We start from the raw sequence: 19,111 nt of genomic DNA on the forward strand, positions 1-19,111 counted from the left end.
GACAAATGTCAGGCCTTTTTATAAATTTGTACAAAATTACGAAATGCAACGATTAATACTGAATGTACTTGCTCTGATTTTTTTATTTGTTTCTTGTAAAAGTACAAATGAGAAAGATATTATTCCAAAAAAGGATTTTGTGAAGGTCCTAACGGAGATTTATATAACTGATGCTTATCTGTCAACATTAAACTCGGATAGTGCAAAGCGCGTTATATTTCCGTTATATGACAATACGTTCAAAAAGTATGATTTGGATTCCACTTCTTTTAAGAAAAATCTTTCTTTTTATGGTAGTGATGCCGAAGTGATGAACAAGATATATGAGGAGGTCGGTAAGAATCTGAAAAATATGAATGACGGTTATATCAAAACTGACCAGGTCAGAATGGATTCTATTCGACGAAAAGATTCTATACAGAATGCACATTTTCAAGATAGTTTAACTCGCATTAATGATTTTAAAGAACTTTATGAGTCGCAGAAAAAACTAATCCTAAATTATAAACAAGATAGTGTAAAATGGGATTACAAAAAGGCAGCGCAAGAATTTTATAATAAATCGGGTTTAAAAGGTAATTTGAATCTAGGCACATTCTTACTTAAAAATATGTCTGTACCAGCTACTTCCAAAAGCGATTCGACTGCTACTAAGAAAGTTGAGGCCAAATCCATACGAAATGGCCAGGGACCTAAACTTGAATCGGTCAAGGCTTCTGAAGATATACCTCTTAAAACTGATGTAAAGGAGGTGAGAAACCCGGTTAAACAACCTCTTTTACTTGACCGAAAGGTCAAACAAAAAACGGAGATTCTTTCTCCAGAACCGGTTAAATAAATAGTAATAGAAACATGATTTATCCTAATAACGCAAGTGATAAGCTCGGTTTTGCCGAGATTAAGGAATTGATAAAACAAAAATGTATCAGTGAGTCGGGGCGTAATTTGGTTGATAAGATACAGCCACAAACCCGATTTGATCAGATAGACAAGTTTTTACGTCAAACGAATGAATTTAAAGATTTATTAACAACTGATGATGCTTTGCCAGTTGATCATTTATATCCTATTCGTGCTTTAGTTGAAAAAGCTAAAGTCGAAGGCGCCTTTTTAATGGAGGAGGAGTTTCATCGTGTGCTTCTTTCGTTGAAAACTGTTTATGCTATCATCCGATATTTCAATGATCGGGAAGGGCAGTATCCTAATTTAGAATTACTGTTTGAACATCTTCCTATTGAAAAGCAGATTATCCGTGATATTGAAATGATCATTGATGATCGGGGTAAAATGAAGCACAATGCTTCACGCCTGTTGCTTGATCTCTCTCAAAGCATCTTGAAAGCAGAACAGGAAGCACGTAAAAGAATTGATATCATTTTTAAAAGCGCGCAGAACAGCGGATGGACAGCTGACGGTAATTTGACTATTCGAGACGGCCGTCTTTGTATTCCTATCTTAGCTGAGAATAAACGTAAGGTGAAAGGACTGATTCATGATGAATCTGCTACGGGACAAACTGCTTACATAGAGCCTGAAGAAGTATTTCACCTGAACAATAAGGTTAGAGATTTGGAGTTTGAAAGACGACGTGAGATTATACGTATTTTAGTCGAGTTAACAACCAAATTGAGACCGCATATACCGTTGATGCTTTCGTATGATGGCTTACTTACTAAGGTAGATTTTGTTCGATCGAAGGCACTTTTTGCGTTAGATATTGAGGCGGAAATGCCTGAATTATCCAAAGAGGCTGAAATAAATTTAGTGAATGCGCGCCATCCTTTACTGACACTAAATGCTGGGCACGACCGCGGGACAATCGTTCCTCTCAATATCAAGATTGACGATGTACAGCGTGTTATAGTGGTGTCAGGACCTAATGCTGGAGGTAAATCTGTCTGTATGAAAACAGTAGGATTGATGCAGCTCATGTTGCAATCCGGATTGTTAATACCCGCTGATGCGCACTCCAAAATGGGGATTTATAAGCAAATTTTTGCAGATATTGGTGATGATCAGTCGATAGAGAGTGATTTAAGTACTTATAGCGCTCATCTTTCTAAGATGAAGTATTTTACAGAGTTTGCGAATGCTCGAACGCTTATTTTAATTGATGAGTTTGGTACGGGTACTGATCCATTATTTGGAGGACCCATTGCTGAGGCTGTTTTGGAAACTTTAAATAAAAAGAACATTCGCGGTGTTGTGACGACGCATTATTCGAACCTGAAAGTATTTGCAAATCAAACACCTGGTTTAGAAAATGCTTCGATGCTATTTGATAATGTCGCCATGAAACCGCTTTATATCTTGCAGATCGGAAAACCGGGGAGTTCTTACGCCTTTGAAATTGCGCAAAAAATTGGATTGAATAAAGAGATTATTCATTTAGCAAAACAGAAGGTTGGAAACCATCAGAAAAAAGTAGATACACTTTTGGTAGATCTGGAGCGCGAGAAGAAGGAAATATTTGATACAAAAGCTGCTATAACAAGACGAGAAAAGGAATTGATCCGAATAAAATCTGAATACGAGGATTTACAATCTTATTTGGAGGAGAATAAAAAGACAATTCTCAAAAAAGCAAAGGAAGAAGCCCAGATACTCTTAAAAAACTCCAATAAATTAATTGAAAATACAGTAGCAGAGATTAAGTCTGCTCAGGCTGATAAAGAAAAGACTAAGGAAATTCGTGCCAATTTGGATCGTTCATTCTCGACCATACTACCTAAGGATAAAAAGATCGAGAAGAAACCTATTGCTACCGCTGATTTAACAGAGGAAATTGCTGTTGGCGATTGGGTAAAGATTATCGATTCGGAAAATGAGGCTGTTGTATTAGAGGTTGCAAAAAACAATCTTATTCTGGCGATGGGTGAACTGAGAACGGTGCAGAAGCGCAAAAATGTTATCAAGTTAGCGGGTAAAGATTTGAAGAAAGCAGCAAAAGCTGGATCTAAGACACTTTCTGCACATGCTGTAGCTGATTTCAATCCTGAGATTGATCTTCGCGGTATGCGCACCGAAGATGCGCTATATGAGCTGGAGAAAGTATTGGATAGAGCAGTAATGATCGGTTACCCTTCTTTAAAAATTATTCATGGTAAAGGGGATGGTATTTTACGCAAGTTTATACGTGATTATTTAAGAAAATACAGCCATATTTCCCGATTTGAAGACGAACATCAGGACCGCGGTGGTGATGGTATTACTTATGCATATTTATAATACGTTCGTCAATTATGGACTCTTTGTTGAATTTCTTTGATAATCAATACATCTGGAATGTGCTGGTTGCCATATTTTGTGGCGCTATAATAGGTTTTGAGCGGGAATATAGAAATAAAGCAGCTGGATTTAGAACGATTGTTTTGATCTGTTTTGGTTCAGCTGTTTTTACTGTTGTTTCAAAAATGATGGGTGGCAATGGGAGTGATGATCGTATTGCCGCTAATATCGTTACTGGTATTGGTTTTATCGGTGCGGGTGTTATTTTTAAAGGAAAATTGTCGGTAAAAGGTTTAACGACTTCCGCCGTGATATGGTCAACAGCAGGGTTAGGTATGATCTCGGGAATAGGAGAAACAAAATTAGCAATGTTTTTTACTTTCTTCATGGTTATTATCTTATCCTTATTTCAAGAAATTGAATTGATGCTATCGCGGTATTATTTAATTCGTACCGTGCATGTACGATTTATGGATTGTGACTTTGAACAGGTTACGAATTTCGAAAATGAGGCTCTAAAATTTAAGGTGAAATTCAATCGGAAAACTATTGAAAAGCTAGGTGGTGAATTGGCTGTGATCTATGACTTATCTGGTAAGATGGAGAACATTAATAAATTCAATGAAAGACTCATCCATTTTGAGCCGATTAAGGAATTTTATTATAATTAATCTTAATTTTTTATTTACAAATATATCTTTAATTTGTTGATATATAGGTGGTAATAGATGTGCTGTGTTGAGGGTTTTTTATTGTAGCCGAACGGATTAATTATCGTTGTAGTGAAGGGACTTTGGTTGCAAGTATTTAGGGAATGTCCTATTGAGCCATTTTCTAAATTCTGCTTCATTAAATGCCGAATCTTTTTTTAAGGTAAGTTCTAAATTCAATTCGCTTATCATCATTTCATTTTTAGATACGAGAATTCTAGTTTTGGCAACGGATTTATAACTGTTTATTTTTTCTTCTAATTCACTGAAATGAATAATTTCTCCGCCAATATTAAATGAAGAGTTTGTTCTGCCAAGATAATATAATAATCCGTTTTTATCCTGGTGTATGCGATCTCCAGTACTTACATATTGATTTTTACACTGATCGTGTATCCATGGACATCTTATTTTGAGCTGCTGATCTGCTTGCAAGTGGTATTCGATACCTTTTAGAAATCGGCCAATCGTATTGTTGTTGTTTGTTAAATCCGTGTGGGTAGCAATGCTGCAGATTCCCAATTCTGTGGTTCCATAGAGATTATATATGTTCGTCTCGGGATATTGATTTAGAATACATGATACCCATGTTGCTTCTAGTTTATCTGCTCCGGAAATAATGCATCGGAACAGGCCCAGTGCATTTTGATCTATTTCAATGAATTTGGGAATCATAGAAGGTAAAAGAACCAAACATTCTATTCTGTTGTTCGTGAATTGAGTAATGCATTTAGCGCTAAATTTTGTGGTGAAGTGTAGGTTGTGCTTTAAAAATAGTGCTAAAATCAAACTTGCAAGACCATAACCGTGATAAAATGGAACTGTAATGAAAGTAGAGGAATAGTTAAGTAGCCCAAGTTTTGAAATTAATTCTGTAAATGGACTCCATATTTTTGAGATATTGAGTTTACGTTCAATGGGTTTTGGAATATTTGAAGAACCTGTACTTAAAATTGTTATTTTACCATTGTTTCGTCTTATTTTATGAGAGACTTTATTGATGACGCATACATTAATTTCCGCAAAAGAATAGATCAAAGACTTTGTACGTAGATTTGCTAATCGGTCTTTGTTATCTGTTAGCATTAGAACCTGAGGATAATTATCCAAAATTTTCTCTAATTGGAGATCGGATAATTGGGAACTCATGATAATTACCTCTTTTGAAAGTGCGGAAAGGGCAAATAGATAGCTAATAAAATTGAAACTGTTGTCTGCGATGAGAATGACTCGGGAAGATAGCTTGTTTTTGGGTACTATTTTTAATTTTTCAATCGTAAGACAGGTTTCATCATACAGAGCTGCATAAGTTATGGTACGATTACCATCATTTAAGTAGGAATCTTTTGCTTTCCGAATTGATTTCAATAAAGTAAATAAATTAATACCTGATTGAAGCGTATATAGGAGGGATTTAAATACTTGAATAGCGAAATCAATTTTTTGTCGTAATCTCATAGGAATATGGTTAAAATTTATCCCATATTTTTCGAATAAAAAATCCGATTGTTATAGGAAAGGGAGACCACCATGGCCTAGAATAACTGCCCGTACCAAAGATGAGCTTTATAATACGTAAGGCTGCTTCACTACTTTGCATGGCAGGAAAGTTTTTATAAAGATCGTTAGGCGCTATCATTTCTGTTTTTACCAATGGTAAGTAGACTGTTTTTAGCTTTACATTCATTTTTTTCCATTCAGATTGGTTTGATCGGCAATATTGATCAAATGCTGTTTTTGATGCTTGGTATGCAGCCCAATGTGGTGCAGGTGGGAGCAGAACATTGAGCGCAGAAATATTGATAATCTGACCTTTTTGCTGTGATAGAAGAGGAGTAAGTGCTAATGTCAATTTCACTGGGGCCAAATAGTTCAGCATGTTTGTTCTTGTAAAATCATGGTAGCGCGGCAAGGATTTTGTCAAACTGCGATGAATCGATTTACCTGCGTTAGAAATAAGGATATCTATCGTCATCTGTCTTGCATGAATATATTCAATAAGTTGATCTATTTGTTGTTCTTGATATAGATCTGTCACGTAGATGGACGCAGTGGAATTGTTTTGGATGGCAATTGCTTTTACTTCTTCTAATTTTTCTTGTGATCGAGCCACTAAAATGAGGTGTACCTGGAATTTGGAAAGAAGTGTTGCACAGGCTTTTCCAATACCTTCACTTGCTCCGGTGATTAAAATAGTTTTTCCTTGGAAATACTTTGTTGCTTTCCGTCTATTTAAAAATACTTTCGGGTATAAGATATTTTCGATCCAGTTTATATTCACAATTCCTTCATAATAAAAAAAGGTATACAATAAGCCTGCCTATTGTATACCTTTCTAATTAAGTGAGTGTAATTAATCTTCCAATTCCATAATTTCTTCAGCTAAATCTTCCCAATTTTTTTGTAATTGTTCTAATTCTGCTTTAGAGGAATTATAATTACGCGTGTGTTCTTGTAATTTGATTGCGTTGGAATAGATCTCTTCTTTTGCCAATTCTGTCTCCAGTGCTTTTAGAAGAACTTCTTTTTCAGCTACTTTAACCTCTAATGCCGCTAGTTCTTTATTCTTTTTGCTGATCAGTTTGAATTTATCTTCAGAAGGAGCAGCTTTGACTTTTTTAGGTTCTTCTGCTACAACTTTTTTCTCGACCTTTTTTTCTTCAGGTTTGATCACACGTTTTGAATTCCACTCTTCAAATTCTTGGTATGTACCTGGGTATTCTTTAATTTCTTTATCTTCAATATACCATATTTTGTTGGCAACATTATCCAGAAAGTAACGATCGTGAGAAACGACAATCAGGGTACCTTCAAATTGCTGAAGCGCTTGAATCAAAATATTAACCGATTGCATATCCAAGTGATTGGTAGGCTCATCTAGTGCTAAGAAGTTAGCATCAGCTGTTAATGCTTTTGCTAGTGCAACACGTGATTTTTCGCCTCCAGACAGGACTTTGATCTTTTTGAATGCGTCATCACCGGAAAATAGAAAACAGCCTAAGATTGAACGTAACTCCGTTTCTGTATGTTTAGGCGCAAAAGCTTGCATCTCTGCTATTATGCTGTTTTCCAGATGCAGGGCTTCCAATTGATGCTGTGCAAAGAACGTTTGCAATACATTGTGGCCATGTTCAGATTTCCCTTCATACTCGGTATCTGCACCTGCCACAATACGCAACAAGGTCGATTTACCTTTACCATTGGCACCGATCAAGGCTATTTTATCACCTTTTTCAATGATCCCCTCCGTATTTCTTAAAATTTCGAGGTTTGGATAAGATTTCGATACATTTTCTAAGGTAACAACATGTCTTCCCGATGGTTTTGAAAATTTAAAGCTAAAGTTTACCGTTGGATTATCATCGTCAACATCTTCCACTCTTTCCATTCGATCCAAAGCCTTAATACGGGATTGTGCCATCTTTGCTTTTGAGGCTTTCGCACGGAAACGTTCGATCAAACGTTCTTCTTGTTTGATTTTAGCTTGCTGATTTTTGAATTGACCAGCTTGAATTTCACCTCTTAGTGCTTTCTCTTCCAAATAAAAACTGTAATTACCAGCGTACAGCGTTAATTTACCTTTGCGGGATTCTACCGTTTTTTTAATAATACGGTCTAAGAAGTACCTGTCGTGTGAGACGATGACGATCGCACCTTCAAAGCCTTGCAAGTAATTTTCCAGCCATTTAATAGAAGGTAAATCCATATGGTTGGTAGGCTCATCCAGCAATAAAATGTCTGGAGTCTGCAATAAGATTCTTGCCAGCATGACACGCATGCGCCATCCACCGGAGAAGGTCGCTAACGGACGTTTCTGCTCATCTTCTGAAAAACCTAAGCCCGCTAAAATTTCGTGAGCCCTAAATTCGATACTATAGCCATCTAAAGCTTCGAATTCCATCTGCTTGTCACTTAATTTATTTAGAATATCGTCAGAATAGTCTGTTTCTAATTTTTGGAGTAAGTTTTCTATTTCAGTATGTAATTGATTTTGGCGCTCAAACGCCTCCATTGCTACATGTAAAATACTTTTATCAGAATGATAAGATAATAAATCTTGATTTAGGTAACCAATTTTTAAGTCCTTCGCCATCGATATACTTCCTGAAGTAGGCGTATACTGTCCTACGATCAATCGCAACAAAGTAGATTTACCGGTACCGTTGGCTCCAATTAGACCTACCTTATCTCCAGGTTTAATATGCCAGTTGGCCTCATCATACAATGCGCGAGAGCCTATTTCGAATGTTAAGTTATTTATTGATATCATTTCGATTGCAAAAGTAATGAAATTTCTTCTTCTTTGCCTACCTTTGTGCATATGTACAAGTTGGTAAAACCTATTTTCTTTTCAATGGATCCTGAATCTGCTCATCATACGGTGACTGGGGGATTAAAAATGTTTTCAAAAATCTGGGGTGCTAAAAAATTATTAAGCAATCTGTATACCTATGAAAATCCGAATTTGGCTCGCGAAGTATTTGGCCTTAAATTTAAAAATCCTGTAGGATTGGCTGCAGGCTTTGATAAAAATGCCGAATACATCACTGATATGGCCAATTTTGGTTTTGGTTTTATTGAAATTGGTACTGTAACGCCACGACCTCAACCAGGAAATGATCAACCACGGATGTTTCGTTTAATTCCTGATAAGGCATTAATCAATCGTATGGGTTTTAATAACCAAGGTGCTGACGTTGCGGCTAATCGTCTTAAACATTTAACTACTGAAGATCGTAAAGGACTTTTAATCGGTGGAAATATCGGTAAAAATAAAATCACTCCAAATGAACAGGCGGTAGATGATTATATTTATTGTTTCAATGCACTTTTTGATTATGTTGATTATTTCGTTGTCAATGTCAGTTCTCCAAATACTCCTGGACTTCGTGATCTGCAGGAAAAGGAGCCTCTGAAACATATTTTAAATACGCTCGAGGAATTGAATAAACGAAAATTAAATAAGAAACCTATTCTTCTTAAAATTGCTCCAGATTTGACAAATAGTCAATTGGATGATATTGTTGAAATTGTTCAAGAAACGGGTATTGCTGGTGTCATTGCAACAAATACTACGATATCTAGAGAGGGGCTTCAAAGTGATGAAAATTTGGTTAAAGAAATGGGAGGGGTGAGTGGAGCTCCCTTGACCAAGCGCTCGACAGAAGTTATTCGCTATCTTTCAGAAAAATCAAACCGATCTTTTCCTATTATAGGTGTTGGCGGGATTCATTCTGCGGCAGATGCAATTGAAAAACTTGATGCTGGGGCTAGTCTTGTTCAAATTTATACAGGATTTATTTATGAGGGACCAGCATTGATATCGGATATCTGTAAAGGAATTGTTCAAGCAGGAAAGTAGAAAATTAAAGATAAAAAAAGAGAGGGTCTTAACATATGTTAAGACCCTCTCTTTTTTTTATCCTAAATTATACTAAAGGAGCCGGTGCTTCTTCTTCAAATAAAGGTAAATCTTTAATGATATTGTACCATGTAAAGATTTTTTTAATATCTGACGAATAGACGCGAGATTCATCGTGACCTGGTGCAATTTCGCGGAAAGCATCACGTAATGCTTGACCATCTGCTTTAGGATCTACAGTTAATCCTTTTTCTTTGATTGTTTCAAAAACATTCAATAAGCGAATTTCCTCTTCTTCGCCATAAATTGTAATATCTTCTAATGTTGCCATTTTCGTAGAAGATAAACTTACTACCGATTTAATTTTAGCGCTGTCGAGAGTCTCTAAAATAAATCCGCCTTTATTTTGTCCAACTAATTTGAACAATCCTGGTTTTCCTGTTACAGAAACTAATGCTCTTAAATTCATAATACACTTTTTCTTATTGAGAACTAGTCTTCGATAACTTCAATACTTAAAATACGGTCACCTTGACGGATATCATCTACAATATCAACGTTTTCAATAACTTTTCCAAAACAAGTATGATTTCTATCCAAATGAGCAGTGTTGTTACGGCTGTGGCAGATAAAAAATTGAGATCCGCCAGTGTTACGGCCTGCATGTGCCATTGATAATACGCCTCTATCATGGAATTGGTTTTCACCGGTTAACTCACAGTCGATTTTGTAACCTGGGCCACCTGTTCCAGGCATACCAGAAGCACCTTCACGTGAATTTGGACATCCACCTTGAATAACAAAGTCAGGTAGCACACGGTGGAAACTTAATCCATCGTAATATCCTTCTTTAGCTAATTTGATGAAATTTGCAACGGTATTTGGAGCATCTGCTGTATAAAATTGTACAGTCATGTCGCCCTTTTCTGTTTTAATAATCGCTTTACTCATTTTATTAAAATAAATGTTCAATTACAAATATAAGATTTCAAAACGATTTGAAAAAAAGAATGCATGCTCATGTATGCTCTGAAATGCTAAAATTTATTTAAATAATTGATACTAATTATTTTAAGTTTTTAAATTTATGATTAAATTAGTAGATTATATAAACCTTTTTTACACCTTATTATTGTGATATGAGCAAACTGGTCATTCGAGATTGGGCGGAGGCAGATCGTCCTAGAGAGAAATTATTGGAGCAAGGTCGTCGTTCACTGTCTGATGCAGAGTTGCTTGCTATTCTTATTGGTTCGGGCTCAAGGCAAGAAACTGCAGTTGAATTGTGCAGACGTATTTTATCCAGTGTTCAAAACAATCTGGATAGTCTTTCCAAAATGGAGGTATTGCGGCTTTGTGAGTTTAAAGGTATAGGTGAAGCTAAAGCGATTACGATTGTCGCCGCACTTGAACTAGGACGTAGACGCAAGGAATCTGAATATATTGAAAAACCTTTGTTAAATAGTAGTCTGCGGGTCTATGAATATTTTCGGTACCAGTTACAAGATCTTCCTCACGAAGAATTTTGGGTTTTGTATTTAAATACAGCTTGTAAGGTGCTGGATAAACAATTAATAGGCCGTGGAGGCAATGATTTTACTCCAGTTGATGTTCGCATTGTTCTACGAAATGCTCTTAATTGTAAAGCTCATTCTATGATATTAATTCATAATCATCCATCGGGTTCGCGTGAAGCAAGTAAAGCGGATAAAATTCTGACAAAAAAGATTGCGGAGGCTTCGAGAATAATGGATATCCGGGTTAATGATCACATTATTTTTACAGACAATGGGTATTATAGTTTTCGTGATGAAGGTCTTTTAGAATGACCTATGATTGGCGGGAGGATGATATTAGATATGGAAACACTAAGGCATAAAGGGAAGTTTCACTTCCCCTTTATGCCCTTAATCGTTAAATTTTCTTTTTTGTCTTCTATATAGAATATAGATTATTGCCAATAAAGCAACAACCGCAAGAATTATATAACTAGAATTCGAGTGTTCTTGTGCATTAATTGTATTGGTATCTGCAAAAACCAAGTTGCCTACCATTATCAGTAGAATTGTTAACCACTTAGCCATAATTTATAATATTTTTAGTAACATCACAATATAGTGATATTAACGATATTAAGCAAATTTTCTGCCACATATTTATTATAGTTCTAAATATGCTATTTTTTAACAAAAAATAGCAGTTTAAATGGTTTTGAACCTAATTATGTGGTAAGTAATGCCATTAATGAAAGATCTAAATTGTTAAATATAAGTCATGATTTGTAGTGGCTGCAGCACGGGGTTTATAGAAGTGAATTGGGGTGATGATAAATAAAAAAACGTTGAACCTACAAGTAGATCCAACGTTTTTCACTTGTGATTAGCAAGTGTTAGGGTTGGTTGGTATTCGGTACTTTTTATTAATTTAGGCAATTTCAGCTATAAAATTTCCTGTTTTGTTTATTTCAGATTTAAGGTCTGTGATTTTCTTCAAATTTATTGTTCCAATAACGTACTTAAAATCAGGAGCATAATATCTTTCAATAATTTTTGTGAAACCTAATTTTTCAACTAGGCTGTCATCTTCATATCTCAAGTACACCTTGATTTCATGATCGGTACTGTATGATAATGCATCTGTATTTAAATGCTTCTTGTACTCATATCTGTAGTCATAACGTAGCGCTGTAATATCAGATAATACTGCAGATCCGGTAGGATGACCTCCAGCACCTTTACCGTAGAAAAATTGTTCATCTGCAAATGCTGCTTTTACAAGGACGCCGTTATTTTCATTTTCAACATTGAATAAAATGTTTTCCGAACTGATAAACTTAGGAATAACATAAAGAACCACTTTATTTTGATCTATTTCTCGAGCAGTAGGGATCAATTTGATCTTGAAATTTTTCTCTTTTGCAAAGCGAATATCTTGTGCTCCTAATTTATCAATACCGATATTGAAAACATCGTCAGGATTTACATTGATACCATAAGCATGAGCAGCGACGATCGTTAATTTGTATTTAGGGTCAAAACCACCGACATCTAATGTAGGATCAGTTTCAGCAAAACCTAATTCCTGCGCTTCTTTTAGTGCATCTGCATAAGGTTGATTTTCGTTGAAGACTTTAGACAATATAAAATTAGAGGAGCCATTAAAAATACCGGTCACGGCATGTAATAATTCATTGTCATAATACTCTTCTAAATTGCGGATAATTGGAATACTTCCGCATACTGCACCTTCATATAGTAGACTTGTTCCGTATTCTTGTTGTATTGCCGCTAATTCTTCTAAATGCGTGGCAATCATTTTCTTATTTGCAGAAACAACGTTTTTTCCAGATTTTAATGCACGAACAGTCAGTGCGTAAGCCGCATCAGCATCATCGATCAATTCTACTACGGTATTGATTTCAGGGTCACCAAGAATAGCCTCAGCATCTGTTGTGAATAATTCAGCAGGTAATGATCTTTTTTTGTCAGCGTTCTTGATGACAAATTTTTTAATTTCTAAATTTAAGTTTTTAGTCTTGATAATGTCGTACAATCCTTGTCCTACAACCCCAAATCCAAACATTCCAATCGTTAATTTCTTACTCATAGTTTTTTTTACGCTTTTATATAATAGTGCTATCTGAAATTATTTAATTTTATCGAAGGCCTGTTGTAAATCTGCTTTGATATCGTCAATATGTTCGATACCGACAGATAGGCGTAATAATCCTACAAATACACCTGCAGCTTTTTGAGCTTCTTCACTCAGTTGTTGATGTGTAGTCGCCGCAGGGTGTATGATCAATGATTTCGTATCACCCACATTTGCGAGATGACTTATTAGCTCTAAGCTATCGATAAAAGCATCGGCTTTTGTCACGTCACCTTTTATTTGAAATGAAAGAACAGCACCATATCCATTTTTTAAATACTTTTGTGCATTTGCATAGCTAGGAGAGCTTTTTAACCCTGGATAATTCACTTTTTCCACTTGCGGATGGGCTTCTAACCATTTCGCAATTTCTAATGTGTTGTCTACATGACGCTGAACACGAAGTGATAATGTTTCTAGGCCCTGGATTAATTGGAATGAATTGAAGGGTGAAATAGCTGGTCCAAAATCACGTAGTCCTTCAACACGTGCGCGGATTGCAAATTGAATGTTTCCAAATGGGCCATTAACGCCAAAAACATCTGAAAAAACTAATCCATGGTATCCTTCTGAAGGTTCAGAAAACTGTTTGAATTTACCATTTCCCCAGTTGTACGTACCGCCATCAACGATGACACCACCAATACTTGTTCCGTGGCCACCAATCCATTTTGTTGCAGACTCTACAACTACAGAAGCGCCGTGTTCAAGAGGTTTAAATAGATATCCACCAGCTCCAAAAGTATTGTCTACGATAAGTGGTAAGTCATGTTTTCTAGCAACAGCTGCTATCTTATCAAAATCTGGAATATCGTAACTTGGGTTTCCAATTGTTTCTAGGTATAAAGCTTTTGTGTTCTCATCGATTAGTGATTCAAACTCCTCGGCTGTTGTTTCTTTAGTAAAACGTACTTCAATACCAATTCTTTTAAATGCTACTTTAAATTGATTATATGTACCACCGTATACATTACTGCTGGAAACAAAATTTTCACCAGCTTCTACGATATTATTTAATGCAATGAATTGTGCCGCCTGTCCAGAAGCGACTGCTACAGCGGCGATACCACCTTCCAATGCAGCAATACGTTTCTCAAATACATCTGTTGTTGGATTCATCAGACGTGTATAGATGTTTCCAAATTGTTTTAAAGCAAATAAATTCGCTCCATGTTCTGCATTTTCAAATACGTATGAACTGGTTTGGTATATAGGTACTGCACGCGCTCCAGTTGTTGGATCGGCAACTTGACCAGCATGCACTTGAAGTGTTTCGAATTTTAAATTTTTATTTGTAGACATTGTAGTTATAATTAATTAGTTGAAGATTCGTTAATAAAAAATAGGGGTGAGATTGTGCACATGGATATGTACTTGAAATCAATAAATTTTAAAAAAGATTGATTAACAAGAAAACGTAAACATGTGCAAAAGCATTCGCATCTGTTTTGATGGAATATTTGTATCTGTTACGTTGGTGCTAGAATTTACCTTCTTGTTTTGTTGTAATGTTATTATCATTTGTCGTTTCATTTATATCCTCCAAAGCAATATTACTTTGGACAGGAATTGGCACCTTTTCAAACGTATTTTGAAGGTTGCCAGTGGGTCATTGAGCCAGTCTCTCGCCACTTCTTTATAAATCAAGACCTGATTAAGAGGTGTTGATTAGATGTATTTCTATTTGAACTACGTTGCAAATATATGCCTTGCTTTTTACAAACCAAAATATTTTATGCTATTTCTTAGAAAATACTTCTAATTCTACTCGTAATTGATCGTAAGCTCTCACTATTATGTAAGTATTGGTAGTTAATGGGGGCAGCATTTATTTATTCCGATATGTTTATACGTCGTGGATGAAATCCATATCAGTAATTGAAAGCAATATAACCGAAGCATACGGTGTTAAACAAACAACGGCAGAGCGATGATCCTGTGATCTTTTTTTATAAAAAAGAAAATAGGAACCTTGCGAGTTCCTATGCTTTCTTCCCATTACTTTGTATGAAACAATAATTCGCCTTTGCCAGTTGGAGCAAGTGGGTTTTATTTAATAATACGTTTAATCTTATTTGATTTTTTAATCAATTTGTGTAATTGAGTGTAATTTTCATTTTGGATGGCATCTTTTAAAGCCTGCAGCTGCTTGATGTTTTCCTCTAACACTTCGAGTACATTAACTCTGTTCTGTTTGAAAATAGGTGTCCACATATCCGGTGAGCTTTTTGCTAAGCGTACCGTTGATTCAAAACCAGATCCTGCCAATTCAAATATTCGACCCTGCGATTTCTCTTTCTCTAAAACAGTTAGCGCTAGAGCAAAAGAAGTCAGGTGAGAAATATGGGAAACATAGGCTGTGTGTGTATCATGCTCCTCTGCAGTCATAAATGACGTCCGCATTTCCAGTTGTTCGGTAATGGAATCTGTTAATTCGAACGCATCTTCATCAGATTTAAATGCCTCAACGTAAACCATCATTTTATCTTTAAACAAATTTGGTAATGCTGCTTCGGGGCCTGAATATTCGGTACCAGCCATTGGATGGGCGGCAACATAGCGGCCACGATTAGGGTGTTCCGAGATTAACTGTAAAATATTTAGTTTGGTAGAGCCCATGTCAATGATGACTTGATCTTTTACGAGATCCAATAATTTGGGCGCTAATGTGATTATCGCATCAACTGGAGCTGTGAGAATGATCACTTTACATTTTTCTAAAGCTTCCTCTAATGTTGCCTTTTGATCAATGAAGCCTATTTGCAATGCTTTCGTTAGATTAGCATCGCTTTTGTCAACACCAAAAACCTGATCACAGAATTTTTTTTCTTTTAGTTTCATGGCGACGGAGCCACCAATTAAACCGACGCCAATAATGGCTATATTCATCATGTTATTTCAATCTTAATTCGTTTGTTTTGCTTGTTCTATTCTAGCAATTGCTTCTTTTAATACTTCAACTGAGGCACATAAACTTATTCTAATATAGCTGTTTCCAGCACTTCCGAATATACCTCCGGGAGTAATAAAGACACGTGATAGATCTAACACCTCATCACTTAACGTGTAGCCTGATTCGTAATTATCTGGAATTTTGGCCCACACAAATAAACCGACCTGATTCTTTTTATATGTACAGCCCAACAGGTTCATGATTTCGAAAACCAACTGTCTTCTTTCGTGATAGATTGCATTTAAATCTTGATACCATGTTTGATCCAACTGCAATGCCTTGGCCGCTGCTAATTGAGCTGGTAAGAACATTCCCGAATCCATGTTGCTTTTAAAACGTAATACTTCATTGATCCGTGCCTCTGCGCCCACTAACATACCGATTCGCCATCCGGCCATATTGGAGGATTTGCTTAATGAATTAAGTTCCAAGGCAACATCTTTTGCACCTTCAATAGACATAATGCTTTTAGGGCTGTCTGTCAAGATAAAACTATAAGGATTGTCGTGGCAGATTAAAATATGGTTTGCCTTTGCAAAAGCAATCAATTCAAGATAAAATCCTTCGTTTGCACTCGAACCAGTTGGCATATGAGGGTAGTTGATCCACATTAATTTTACTTTTGATAAATCGTTTTCAGAAAGCTTTTTAAGATCAGGTAACCAATCTGTTTCTTCAGATAAATCATAGGTAATTGCCGTGGCTCCACTTAGCCGTACTGCTGCCGCATATGCTGGATATCCCGGATTTGGTATTAAAACCTCATCACCTTCTTGTAAGTAAGTCATGCAAATGTGAACAATACCTTCCTTAGAGCCTATTAAAGGTAAAATTTCTGTATTTGGATTGAATGTTGCCTGATAATAACGTTGATACCAATCTGCAATTGCTTGCCTCAAAACAGGTGAACCTTTATAGTTCTGATAGCCATGTACATTGGTTTTAGCCGCTTCTGTCGTCAAGGTCTGAATAACTTCAGGGTGAGGAGGTAAGTCGGGGCTTCCGATGCCTAAATTAATCACGCGAGCACCTGCTTTATTGAGCTCATCAATCTCTCTTAATTTTTTTGAGAAATAATATTCTTCGGTTTGTTGCAACCTTTTGGCAACTTCTATTTGCATTATGTTCTGGTATTTTACAATTTACAAGGACTAAATTAGGCTTTTTCTATTAAAATACTAGTATAATGTCGTTTAAATTGGTGTTTATTGAATTAAATTTTTAATATCATCCAAGTGCAAGATTTCATTCCTTTAAAGTATTCCTTATATATTGCGCGTAATTTTAGTATTTTTGCTACCTTAATATCATAAATGAAAACATACTTTAGATTACTTTCTTTTGCCAAACCCATTGAGAAATATGCTATTCCGTATATTATCTGTACATTAATTACAGTTGTATTCAGTACATTAAACTTGGCCTTGTTAGCTCCCTTGTTAAATACCTTATTTATTAAGGGTGAACCTGCTACTCAGGTGATTTTGGTAAAGCCAGTTGGTTATAATCCTCTGGATTATTTCAACTATTATGCAAATTTTGCCAATCAAGAGTTTGGCCCTTATAAAGCATTACAATATGTATGTATTGCAATTATTTTTTCTGTTTTTATCAGTAATCTGTTTCGCTATCTATCTCAACGCATTATGGAAAACTTACGTATTCATACTTTATTGAATTTACGGAAAACGGTTTTTAATAATGTGATGGATCTGCATTTAGGTTATTTTAATGGACAAAGAAAGGGAGATATTATTTCAAAAATAGCCTCAGATGTTCAGGTGGTACAGTTTTCTGTGACAGGCACTTTGCAAGTAGCCTTTAAAGAGCCGCTTCAACTTGTTGCATATTTAGTTATGCTATTTGCTATATCGACCAAGTTGACTCTTTTTGCCATGTTGGTCATCCCTGTTTCTGCATTTTTTATATCGAAGATTGTGAAAACATTAAAGGCGCAAGCAATCGCAGGACAAACTTCGTATGCGAATATGATTTCCTTTTTAGATGAGGCTTTATCAGGAGCCCGTATTGTTAAGGCTTTTAATGGAACAAATTTTGTTAAAAAACGCTTCAATGATGAGAACGATCGTTATGCCGGTATTATGCGTGCTATGGCAAGACGGCAACAGATGGGTTCGCCAGTATCCGAATTGTTAGGTGTAATCATGGTGGCGATTATTTTATTATATGGGGGAAATTTAGTTTTGTCAGGTAGTGATGAATTTGGTGCGTCGGAATTTATTGCATATATCGCGATATTCTCCCAAGTTATGCGTCCTGCAAAAGCATTAACTGACGCATTTAGCAATATTCATAATGGTATCGCTGCTGGTGAGCGTGTACTGGAATTGATTGATACCAAAAGTGAAGTTACTGATAAGCTTAATGCTAAGGAAGTTACCGATTTTAAAGAAGCGATTGAATTTCAACAGGTTGATTTTTCTTATGGTGAAAAGAGCATCTTGAAGAATATCAATTTGACTATTGAAAAAGGTAAGACAATTGCGCTAGTAGGCCCATCCGGGGGTGGTAAATCTACACTGGTAGATCTGATACCACGGTTTATGGATGTTACCGGCGGTCAGATTCTTTTTGACGGAATAGACTTAAGAGATCTCGATCAAGAGTCTTTGCGCACGATGATTGGAGTAGTTAATCAAGAATCCATTTTGTTTAATGACACGATTTTTAATAATATTACTTTCTCTAATACTTCTGCTACGCAGGAAGAGGTTGAAGCTGCTGCAAAAATCGCGAATGCTCATGAATTTATTTTAAAAACAGAATTGGGTTATGAAACAAATATCGGTGATCGAGGGGCTAAACTTTCTGGAGGGCAGCGCCAACGTATATGTATTGCCCGTGCTGTTTTAAAAAATCCTCCCATTATGTTGCTTGATGAAGCAACATCAGCTTTGGATACTGAATCTGAGAAATTGGTTCAGGATTCCTTATATAAGTTGATGGAAAATCGTACTACAGTTGTTATTGCACACCGTCTAAGTACGATTCAGAGCGCCGACACAATTGTCGTAATTGATGCTGGTCAAATTGTGGAATTAGGTAGCCATAGTGAATTGATTCAGCAGGAGGGTTTATACCGGAAATTAATAGATATGCAACAGTTCACAGATTAATTGTTGTTCAACATATATTGCAGTACCAAAAACAAGGCTAAATTCTACGAATTTAGCCTTGTTTTTGGTA

The 19,111-nt window shown here is 36.0% G+C and carries 15 protein-coding genes and 1 riboswitch; of the genes, 6 read left to right on the forward strand and 9 right to left on the reverse strand.

The window, feature by feature from the left end:
- Positions 1-43 precede the first annotated feature (43 nt).
- Genes FHR29_RS04960 through FHR29_RS04970 form a run of 3 tightly spaced genes read left to right on the forward strand, consistent with a single transcriptional unit; the run spans position 44 to position 3,899 of the window.
- On the forward strand, positions 44-838 hold the full coding sequence (locus tag FHR29_RS04960) for a DUF4296 domain-containing protein (protein ID WP_183912828.1): 795 nt from the start codon (positions 44-46) through the stop codon (positions 836-838).
- Positions 839-852: 14 nt separating this feature from the next.
- Positions 853-3,228, forward strand: a complete 2,376-nt coding sequence (locus FHR29_RS04965; protein WP_168126683.1) for an endonuclease MutS2 — start codon at positions 853-855, stop codon at positions 3,226-3,228.
- A gap of 14 nt (positions 3,229-3,242) precedes the next feature.
- Complete coding sequence (locus tag FHR29_RS04970) at positions 3,243-3,899, forward strand: MgtC/SapB family protein (protein ID WP_021190497.1); 657 nt, start codon at positions 3,243-3,245, stop codon at positions 3,897-3,899.
- A gap of 96 nt (positions 3,900-3,995) precedes the next feature.
- Here FHR29_RS04970 and FHR29_RS04975 read toward each other — a convergent pair whose 3' ends face one another.
- From FHR29_RS04975 to FHR29_RS04985, 3 genes are all read right to left on the reverse strand, one after another.
- Positions 3,996-5,396 (reverse strand): AMP-binding protein, encoded by a 1,401-nt coding sequence (locus FHR29_RS04975; RefSeq protein WP_183912830.1) that lies wholly within the window; start codon positions 5,394-5,396, stop codon positions 3,996-3,998.
- A 10-nt stretch (positions 5,397-5,406) separates the two neighbouring features.
- Positions 5,407-6,219 (reverse strand): SDR family NAD(P)-dependent oxidoreductase, encoded by an 813-nt coding sequence (locus tag FHR29_RS04980; protein ID WP_183912832.1) that lies wholly within the window; start codon positions 6,217-6,219, stop codon positions 5,407-5,409.
- A 72-nt stretch (positions 6,220-6,291) separates the two neighbouring features.
- Positions 6,292-8,208 (reverse strand): ABC-F family ATP-binding cassette domain-containing protein, encoded by a 1,917-nt coding sequence (locus FHR29_RS04985; protein WP_132845490.1) that lies wholly within the window; start codon positions 8,206-8,208, stop codon positions 6,292-6,294.
- A 51-nt stretch (positions 8,209-8,259) separates the two neighbouring features.
- Here FHR29_RS04985 and FHR29_RS04990 point away from each other — a divergent pair, with 51 nt between their 5' ends.
- Positions 8,260-9,300, forward strand: a complete 1,041-nt coding sequence (locus FHR29_RS04990) for a quinone-dependent dihydroorotate dehydrogenase (protein WP_183912834.1) — start codon at positions 8,260-8,262, stop codon at positions 9,298-9,300.
- Positions 9,301-9,367: 67 nt separating this feature from the next.
- Here the strand turns inward: FHR29_RS04990 and FHR29_RS04995 are convergent, their stop codons facing one another.
- Positions 9,368-9,769, reverse strand: coding sequence for a DUF5606 domain-containing protein (locus tag FHR29_RS04995; protein WP_132768468.1), 402 nt, complete (start codon positions 9,767-9,769; stop codon positions 9,368-9,370).
- 23 nt (positions 9,770-9,792) lie between these two features.
- Positions 9,793-10,251: a peptidylprolyl isomerase gene (locus FHR29_RS05000; RefSeq protein WP_021189688.1), complete on the reverse strand. Its 459-nt coding sequence runs from the start codon at positions 10,249-10,251 to the stop codon at positions 9,793-9,795.
- Positions 10,252-10,439: 188 nt separating this feature from the next.
- Here FHR29_RS05000 and radC point away from each other — a divergent pair, with 188 nt between their 5' ends.
- Positions 10,440-11,129, forward strand: coding sequence for a RadC family protein (gene radC / locus FHR29_RS05005; RefSeq protein WP_183912836.1), 690 nt, complete (start codon positions 10,440-10,442; stop codon positions 11,127-11,129).
- Positions 11,130-11,724: 595 nt separating this feature from the next.
- Here radC and FHR29_RS05010 read toward each other — a convergent pair.
- From FHR29_RS05010 to FHR29_RS05025, 4 genes are all read right to left on the reverse strand, one after another.
- Positions 11,725-12,906: a homoserine dehydrogenase gene (locus FHR29_RS05010; RefSeq protein ID WP_183912838.1), complete on the reverse strand. Its 1,182-nt coding sequence runs from the start codon at positions 12,904-12,906 to the stop codon at positions 11,725-11,727.
- Between the two features lie 39 nt (positions 12,907-12,945).
- On the reverse strand, positions 12,946-14,253 hold the full coding sequence (locus FHR29_RS05015; protein ID WP_183912840.1) for an O-acetylhomoserine aminocarboxypropyltransferase/cysteine synthase family protein: 1,308 nt from the start codon (positions 14,251-14,253) through the stop codon (positions 12,946-12,948).
- 228 nt (positions 14,254-14,481) lie between these two features.
- A riboswitch (SAM riboswitch) is annotated at positions 14,482-14,596 on the reverse strand.
- A 404-nt stretch (positions 14,597-15,000) separates the two neighbouring features.
- Positions 15,001-15,843, reverse strand: a complete 843-nt coding sequence (locus FHR29_RS05020; protein WP_260291898.1) for a prephenate dehydrogenase — start codon at positions 15,841-15,843, stop codon at positions 15,001-15,003.
- A 12-nt stretch (positions 15,844-15,855) separates the two neighbouring features.
- Complete coding sequence (locus FHR29_RS05025) at positions 15,856-17,025, reverse strand: pyridoxal phosphate-dependent aminotransferase (protein ID WP_183912842.1); 1,170 nt, start codon at positions 17,023-17,025, stop codon at positions 15,856-15,858.
- Positions 17,026-17,217: 192 nt separating this feature from the next.
- Here FHR29_RS05025 and FHR29_RS05030 point away from each other — a divergent pair, with 192 nt between their 5' ends.
- The gene (locus FHR29_RS05030; RefSeq protein WP_183912844.1) at positions 17,218-19,041 is read left to right on the forward strand and encodes an ABC transporter ATP-binding protein; all 1,824 of its coding nucleotides are present in this window, start codon (positions 17,218-17,220) and stop codon (positions 19,039-19,041) included.
- The last annotated feature ends 70 nt before the right edge of the window (positions 19,042-19,111 follow it).

It is taken from the genome of Sphingobacterium sp. JUb56 (assembly GCF_014191365.1).
GTDB lineage: Bacteria > Bacteroidota > Bacteroidia > Sphingobacteriales > Sphingobacteriaceae > Sphingobacterium > Sphingobacterium anhuiense.